The sequence below is a fragment of the Mycobacterium sp. IS-1496 genome (assembly GCF_001499995.1).
Classification (GTDB): Bacteria; Actinomycetota; Actinomycetes; order Mycobacteriales; family Mycobacteriaceae; genus Mycobacterium.
On sequence record NZ_LQIU01000022.1, the window covers coordinates 62923 to 69138 of the forward strand.

The following is a 6216-nucleotide window of genomic DNA, read 5'->3' on the forward strand; positions in this document are numbered from 1 at the left end:
CGGGTCACAGCGCCAGCGAGAACCCGCCGTTGGCGCAGATCGTCTGCCCGGTGATCCACGACCCGTGGTCGCTGGCCAGCACCAGGGCGAGGTGGGTGACGTCATCCGGGACGCCCGGTCGGCGGATCGCATAGTTCTGCAGGATCGCCCTGGCCTGAGGGGAATCCCCGTGCTCGGCCCACAGCGATTCGGTGAGCGGCGTGCGCATCGTCCCCAGCGAGATGTTGTTGGCGGTGATCCCGAAGCGACCATTCTCCAGTGCGATCGAGCGCATGAGCCCTGCCGCACCCGCTTTCGCGGCGCCGTAGACCGCGCCGCCCGGGTCGCCGGTACGGCCCGCGTCGGAGACGATGGTCACAATGCGGCCCCACCCGTTGTCGACCATGGCCGGTAGCACGGCCCTGGTGCAGTGGAGGACGCCGTAGAGGTTGACTCGCAGGAACGGTTCCCAGTCGGCGGGGCCGGTCTCGGCGAACCGGCCACGGTAGGCGAAACCCTCCGAGCCCGCGTTGCCCGCGTTGTTGATCAGGATGTCGACCGGTGCGGCGTCCCCGACAGCCGTTGCGGCAGAGGCGTAGTCGGTGACGTCGAACGGCATGGCCTCCGCCGTCCCGCCGCGTTCGGTGATCTCGGCGACGACGCTCTGCGCGCGTTCGGCCCGTAGGTCGTTCACCAGCACGTGCGCGCCCGCGGCCGCGAAGGCGACGGCCAGTCCGCGGCCGACGCCCTGGCCACCCCCGGTGACGAGGACCCGCCGTCCGTCGAGCGTGATCTCCACCGTCACCGTCGCTCCTCCTCCGGGGCATGCGCCCGCGTCACCATCACCGGAACCTGGCTGTGGTGCAGCAGGTTCATGCTGGTCGATCCCAACACCAACCCCGCCAGGGCGTTTCGACCCCGGCTGCCCACCACCACCAGTTGCGCGTCCGCGGCGTGGCTCAGCAGTGCCCGGGCCGGGGACATCGTCTCCACCACGCACTCCGCGTCGACGTCGGGATGACGCTGCCGCCAGGCGTCCACGAGTTCGGTCAGCGCGGTCCACTCGGCGGCTTCCAGTGCTTCCCAGTCGATCAGGAAGGGGATGGTGACGTCACCGGCCGGCGCCCGGGTCGTCCAGGATCGTACGACGACGAGCTTGACCTTCAGGGCGGCCGCGCATTCGAACGCCGTCGCCAGCACCCCGGCCGCCGCAGCGGTGCCGTCGACACCGACGACGATCGGCTTGTCGGACACGGTGACCTCGTCCCCGCGGAACGCGACGACGGGGCACGACGCGTGGGTCGCCACCCGCAGGGTCGTCGACCCCATGATCAGCGCGGCCGCTCCGGTGACGTCCTGACCGCCGAGCACGATCAGCCTGGCGGTACGGCCGGCCTCGATGAGCGCCTCGTCCACGGGCGTCTCGCTGGCCTCGGTGGTGACGACGAGGTCGGGCCGGTCCGCGCTGACGGCGTCCGCGGCGGCCCGCAGGAAGATCAGCGCGGAGTCGCGCTGGTAGGACATGATCGCCGCCTGGATCGCCACGGCCGTCTCGGTCAGGTTTCGTCCGAGGCTGGGCATGGCGTGCAGGATGTGCAGCGGCGCACCGCTTGCGGCGGCCACCGCGCCGGCCCAGCGAGCGGCCTGCAGGGCGCTGTCACTGCCGTCGATGCCGACGACCACGGCAGAGGTGTGCTCAGGCATGAATGGTCCTTTCGCCGTCACCCGTGCGGGTGATCCCCACGATGCTCCCTCATCGCCGCGCCCACCGGTAGCGGCCCTTCGGCACTCCGCGGAGGACCGAAGTCCCATCCCGTCATGGCTCGGGCACGTCGGCCTGCCACCGCGCCCGTCGCTGCTCGTCGGTCTGCTCCCACCACGGCGGCGTTCCGCGCTCGCCCAGCGCGACCTTCGCCGCGTGCACACCGGCCCGCGCGGCCCCCTCCCCGTCGGTGCCCTTGGTGCGGCGGACCTCCCTTCGCCAGGACATCAGGATGCGGGTCAGCTCCGCCCTGCGCTCCCCGGGGATCAACGGGTCGGTGGCACGCCACTTACGCCCGTTGATCACGACATGGTGGCCGTCCTCGGTGATCGGCGGTTCCGCCATCCGGTGAGTGTAGAGACGTGTGACCCGGGATGAGCTTCGGACGCCGCGTATGCCACAGTCTTTGCCGAGAGCGACATGTGGGGAGGGCTCGGTCATGGGCACCTATGCCGTCACGGGTTCGGCGTCGGGTATGGGCCGCGAGACCGCCGATCGGCTGCGCGCCGACGGCCACCGCGTCATCGGCGTGGACGTCAAGGAGGCGGACGTGGTCGCCGACCTGTCCACACCGGACGGACGGGCACGGGCTGTCGCGCAGGTGGTCACCGCCGCGGGCGGTCACCTCGACGGCGCCGTCCTCGCGGCAGGCATCGGGCCGGGCAGCGGGAAGGGCCGGCCGCGGTTGATCGCCGAGGTGAACTATCGCGGCGTCGTCGAACTCCTCGAGGGATGGCGACCGGCGTTGGCGGCCGCCGGCAACGCCAAAGTCGTTGTGATATCCAGCAACTCGACGACCACGACGCCGATGGTGCCCAGGCGTGCGGTGAAGGCGCTGCTCGACGGGGACGTCGACAGGGCGGTCCGCGCGGTGCGGCCGTTCGGTCCGGTCGGCTCGGCGCTCATCTACGCGGCCTCGAAGATCGCGGTGAGCCGCTGGGTGCGTCGCCACGCCATCCGGCCGCAGTGGGCCGGCGCCGGGATCCGGCTCAACGCGCTGGCGCCGGGGGCGATCATGACCCCGCTGCTCGAGGAGCAGTTGGCGTCCAAGCAGCAGGCCAAGGCGGTGCAGCGGTTCCCGGTTCCGGTCGGCGGTTTCGGCGACGCCGGTCAGCTCGCGGAGTGGATCCGGTTCATGCTGTCCGACGCCGCCGACTTCCTCTGCGGCAGCATCATCTTCGTCGACGGCGGCACCGATGCGCACTTCCGCACCGACGCCTGGCCGAAACCCGTGCCCGCGCGCCGGCTGGTGTCCTACCTGAGACGGTTCCGCAACTAGCGACCGGCTGCCACGCTCCGCGGTGGCGTGCCCGCGTCGGTCAGGTCGGTGCCGCGCGTCTCGCGCACCCGCCAGATCGCGACGATGGTCACCACACCGCACCCGGCCGCCAGCGCGACCACCGGGGTCCGCGACATCCCGTCCGCCATCAGGCTGCTGGCGATCAGCGGGGTGAAGCCGGCGCCCAGGAGGGCGGCGAACTGGTATCCCATCGAGGCTCCGGTGTAGCGCACGCGCGTGCCGAACATCTCGGAGAAGAGCGCGCCCAGTGGGGCGTACATCAGCGACTGCAGCACCTGCGCGAGCACCATCGCGACGGTGAGCAGCGGCACCGAACCCACGTCGACCAGCGCGTAGAACGGCCACGCGTAGCAGACGATCCCGATCGCGCCGGTGACGACAACCACCCGCCGCCCGATGCGGTCCGACAGCGCCGAGAAGAGCGGAATGGTGATCAACGCCGTCGTCGACGTGAAGATCAGCGCGGTCATCACGTCGGTGCGGTGGTATCCGATCGCGGTCGCGTAACTGATCATGTAGGTGCTGATCAATGCCGTCAGCGCGAACGGCCCGATCCCGACCCCGCAGGCCAGCATCAGGTTGCCCGGGCGTCGCAGCACCTCGAGGAGCGGGGGACCCGTAGGCCCGCCGCCGGCCCGTTTCACCTGTTCGAAGACGGGGCTCTCGGTGATGGACAACCGCACGTAGATCCCGATGCCGAGCAGCAGCAGACTGACCAGGAACGGCACCCGCCAACCCCAGGACAGGAACGACTCGTCCGGCATCAGTGTGATGGCGGTGACGACGGCGACCGACAGCAGCGAGCCGATCGGCGAACCCATCTGCATGACACCGTTCCAGGCGCCGCGGCGGTGCGGTTCGGCATGTTCGGTGACCATCAGGGTGGCCCCGCCCCATTCGCCGCCGATCGCCACGCCCTGGATCACCCGCAGCGCCACGAGCATGACCGGCGCCGCGACGCCGATCGCGGCGAACGTGGGCAGTACGCCGACGAGGAAACTCGCGGCTCCCATCAGCGTCATGGTCAGCACCAGCATCGATTTGCGGCCGATACGGTCGCCGAAGTGTCCGAACAGGATTCCGCCGACGGGCCGCGCGACGTAACCCGCGGCGAGCGTCCCGAACGCGGCGATGGTGGCGACGGCGGGGTCGGATTCGGGAAAGAAGATCGCGCCGAAGACGAGCGCGCTCATCGTTCCGTAGACGAGGAAGTCGTAGTACTCGATGGCCGTGCCGAGCAGGCTCGAGATGGCGACCCGGCGCAGCAGCGCCGGATTCGGCCTCGACGTGTCGTCCATGAGCCCCCTCGTTCGGTCGCCGGTCATCGCAATCCTGGCGGCCGCCGGACCGGTGGTGAGGCGGAATCCCATTCATCGAGAGAGTGCTGTGCACGGATGCCGAACGGCCCTAGCCTGCAGCGGTGGACACCTCGACGGCCGCCGCGACCCGCCGGGACCGCGTTGTCGCCGCCGCGCTGCACCTCGCCGCCGACGGGTACGACGCCGTGCACATCCGAACGGTCGCGGAACTGGCCGGTGTCGCCCCGAGCACCGTCTACCAGTACTTCGCGTCGAAGGACGACTTGTTGGTTGCCTCGCTGCACCGCTGGCTCGAGGCGTGCGACATCGACGACCGGGCACAGTTGCACAACATCATCGAGCCCTATGACCGGCTCCTCCACACCGCCGACGCCATGACCCGGCGGCTGTGGGCGCAACCCCTCCTCGTCGACGCGGTCACGCGCGCCTACCTGTGCGCGGACAGCGTCGCCGCGGTGAACGCGGACCGGGTGCGCACCCGCCTGAGCCGGATGCTTGCCACGGCGATGGGCCGCGAACATCCGACGCTGCGTCAGCGGCAGATCGGTGACCTGATCGCCGACATCTGGGCATCGAGCATGCTGGCCGTCGCCCGGAACCGCTACACAGCGGACGATTCGCGGGCCCGACTGGCCAGGACCGTGGAGGTCATCGCCCGACACGACGCCGAGGACGGCCTCGCGGCCGCCGGTGTTCGGGCAGTCTGAGCGCCGCACCCGTCACCGCTGCGAACGAGGAGCCCGAACATGACCGCCACATCCGACCAGTTGCCGCTGCAGGAGCTGACCACGCCGTCGGGGACGCTGCGGTACTACGACACCGGTGAGGGACCGACGGTGCTGTTCCTGCACGGGTCGGGGCCCGGTGTCACCGGATGGCGCAACTTCCGCGGCATCCTGCCCGCGTTCAGTGCCCACTTCCGTTGCCTGGTCCTGGAATTCCCGGGGTTCGGGGTGAGCGACGATGCCGGCGGCCACCCGATGATCGACGCGCAGGGTGCGGTGGCGCCGTTCCTCGACGGCCTCGGGGTGGACCGCGTGGACATCGTCGGCAACTCGATGGGCGGCGGTGTCGGCATCAACTTCGCGATTCACCATCCCGACCGCATCCGGCGGCTGGTGACCATCGGCGGCATCGGCACCAACGTCTTCAGCCCCGGGCCCAGCGAGGGCATCCGGCTGCTGCAGGAGTTCACCGAGGACCCGACCCGTGCACGCCTGGTCGACTGGCTGCGGTCCATGGTCTACGACGAGGCGCTGGTCACCGAGGAGCTGATCGCCGAGCGGTGGGCGCTGGCAACGGATCCGGAGACCCTCGCCGCCGCGCGGCGCATGTACGGCAAGGCGGCGTTCGCCCAGATGATGGCGTTCATGCGCAAGTCCGACGCCCCGCTGCCGTGGGCCCAGATGCACAAGGTCGCCGCGCCCACGTTGCTGACCTGGGGCCGCGACGACCGGGTCAGCCCGCTGGACATGGCGCTCATTCCGATGCGGACGATTCCGAACGCCGAACTGCACGTGTTCCCGAACTGCGGGCACTGGGCGATGATCGAGGCCAAGGCCGCGTTCGAGGCGACGGTGCTGTCGTTCCTGACGCGAGCGTGAGCTTGTTCGCGAGATTTCGTCCTTGGGTTCAAGGCGTCTATGCAACAGCGGGTGGATTGAGTGGGTCGCACAGTAGCGCGTCGAGTGTTTCGGCGGGTGTTTTCCAGCCGAGGGTCTTGCGGGGTCGGTTGTTGAGCTTGGTTGCGACGTAGTCGAGGTAGTCGGCCGGAAATATCGAGAGATCAGTGCCTTTGGCAAAGTACTGACGCAGCAGTCCATTGGTGTTTTCGTTGGTGCCGCGTTGCCACGGGG

The 6216-nt window shown here is 69.8% G+C and carries 8 protein-coding genes; 3 read left to right on the forward strand and 5 right to left on the reverse strand.

The window, feature by feature from the left end:
* Positions 1 to 4 precede the first annotated feature (4 nt).
* The 3 genes from AU195_RS13115 to AU195_RS13125 form a co-directional block, all read right to left on the reverse strand.
* Complete coding sequence (locus AU195_RS13115) at positions 5 to 784, reverse strand: SDR family NAD(P)-dependent oxidoreductase (protein WP_059159506.1); 780 nt, start codon at positions 782 to 784, stop codon at positions 5 to 7.
* Positions 781 to 1683: a universal stress protein gene (locus AU195_RS13120; RefSeq protein ID WP_059159507.1), complete on the reverse strand. Its 903-nt coding sequence runs from the start codon at positions 1681 to 1683 to the stop codon at positions 781 to 783. The genes AU195_RS13115 and AU195_RS13120 overlap by 4 nt, the downstream gene beginning before the upstream one ends.
* A 112-nt stretch (positions 1684 to 1795) precedes the next feature.
* On the reverse strand, positions 1796 to 2086 hold the full coding sequence (locus AU195_RS13125) for a hypothetical protein (protein WP_059159508.1): 291 nt from the start codon (positions 2084 to 2086) through the stop codon (positions 1796 to 1798).
* A 94-nt stretch (positions 2087 to 2180) separates the two neighbouring features.
* On the opposite strand from AU195_RS13125, the gene AU195_RS13130 reads away from it, so the two are divergent.
* Positions 2181 to 3020, forward strand: coding sequence for an SDR family oxidoreductase (locus AU195_RS13130; RefSeq protein WP_059159509.1), 840 nt, complete (start codon positions 2181 to 2183; stop codon positions 3018 to 3020).
* Here the strand turns inward: AU195_RS13130 and AU195_RS13135 are convergent.
* On the reverse strand, positions 3017 to 4411 hold the full coding sequence (locus AU195_RS13135) for an MFS transporter (RefSeq protein WP_059159510.1): 1395 nt from the start codon (positions 4409 to 4411) through the stop codon (positions 3017 to 3019). The two genes, AU195_RS13130 and AU195_RS13135, sit on opposite strands and share 4 nt — an antisense overlap.
* Before the next feature lie 50 nt (positions 4412 to 4461).
* On the opposite strand from AU195_RS13135, the gene AU195_RS13140 reads away from it, so the two are divergent.
* Both AU195_RS13140 and AU195_RS13145 read left to right on the forward strand, forming a co-directional pair.
* Positions 4462 to 5067, forward strand: a complete 606-nt coding sequence (locus AU195_RS13140) for a TetR/AcrR family transcriptional regulator (protein ID WP_059159511.1) — start codon at positions 4462 to 4464, stop codon at positions 5065 to 5067.
* Between the two features lie 39 nt (positions 5068 to 5106).
* On the forward strand, positions 5107 to 5964 hold the full coding sequence (locus AU195_RS13145) for an alpha/beta fold hydrolase (protein ID WP_059159512.1): 858 nt from the start codon (positions 5107 to 5109) through the stop codon (positions 5962 to 5964).
* A gap of 37 nt (positions 5965 to 6001) precedes the next feature.
* On the opposite strand, the gene AU195_RS25210 is transcribed toward AU195_RS13145, so the two are convergent.
* Positions 6002 to 6216, reverse strand: a 215-nt coding sequence (locus tag AU195_RS25210; protein WP_172800464.1) for an IS30 family transposase, incomplete at its 5' end; no start/stop codon positions are given.

What these genes read in the sequence shown, in the direction of transcription:
- AU195_RS13120 (WP_059159507.1), bottom strand. Translation starts at nt 1,683, where the DNA reads ATGCCTGAGCACACCTCTGCCGTGGTCGTCGGCATCGACGGCAGTGAC.
- AU195_RS13125 (WP_059159508.1), bottom strand. Translation starts at nt 2,086, where the DNA reads ATGGCGGAACCGCCGATCACCGAGGACGGCCACCATGTCGTGATCAAC.
- AU195_RS13130 (WP_059159509.1), top strand. Translation starts at nt 2,181, where the DNA reads ATGGGCACCTATGCCGTCACGGGTTCGGCGTCGGGTATGGGCCGCGAG.
- AU195_RS13135 (WP_059159510.1), bottom strand. Translation starts at nt 4,411, where the DNA reads ATGGGATTCCGCCTCACCACCGGTCCGGCGGCCGCCAGGATTGCGATG.
- AU195_RS13145 (WP_059159512.1), top strand. Translation starts at nt 5,107, where the DNA reads ATGACCGCCACATCCGACCAGTTGCCGCTGCAGGAGCTGACCACGCCG.